Origin of the sequence: Vibrio sp. 1562, assembly GCF_033340155.1 — a bacterium.
In the GTDB taxonomy this organism is placed as follows: Bacteria; Pseudomonadota; Gammaproteobacteria; order Enterobacterales; family Vibrionaceae; genus Vibrio; species Vibrio alginolyticus.
This window is the reverse complement of sequence record NZ_JAWOVY010000389.1, coordinates 1-677: the sequence shown is the minus strand read 5'-3', so window position 1 is coordinate 677 and position 677 is coordinate 1. Positions and strand designations below refer to the sequence as shown.

General features: G+C 47.3%; 1 protein-coding gene. It reads right to left on the bottom strand.

What is annotated here, in order from left to right; all coding sequences use genetic code 11:
* Positions 1–174: 174 nt before the first annotated feature.
* Positions 175–677: iron chelate uptake ABC transporter family permease subunit (locus R7Z49_RS25355; protein ID WP_318112437.1), on the bottom strand; the 503-nt coding region annotated here is incomplete at its 5' end.

Sequence of the window (677 nt, the reverse complement as noted above, 5' to 3'; positions counted from 1 at the left end):
TTTAGAACATTTGATTCGTCAGGACTTTATGGAGCTTTACGAGCAGCGTTTTCCTGCTTCGAATGATGAATCGAACGACGCTGCATTCAACTAACTCGCATTAAAAAGAAACCCGCTGCTTCGGAGTAAACTCCCAAAGAGCGGGTTTCTTTTTTCGCTTATCTTTACGCCAAGTTATCGGAACTTGCTTTTGAGCATCAGAAACAAGAAGTAGGTACTACCGATAATCGCGACTAACGTACCTGCTGCAATTTGGCTCGGGTAAATGGCGATTTGCCCTAACCAATCCGCCCAAACCATAAGCGTTGCACCAATTAAACTGCCAAGGAATAATTGTTCTTTGACCTTTCTTGCTCCTAGCATCATCGCCATGTGTGGAGCGACCAAGCCAACAAAGGAAACGGGGCCGACCGTCGCCGTTGAAAAGGCACACAGCAGAGCAACGATAACAAGCAAAATCGTGTTCGCAGAAGATGGATTCAGCCCACGCGCGTTAGAAAACGCTCGACCAATAGAAATCAGCGTTAGCCAACGTGACAACGCAAACACAATCGCTAAAAGCACCAACACGGAGATAAGTAACACCAATGCACTTGTGCTGGTGGCGCGATACGTTGAGCCCGTGAGCCAGAGCAAAATTTTGTAACTTTCCCCAGAGCCTTGCGCCAACGCAAACT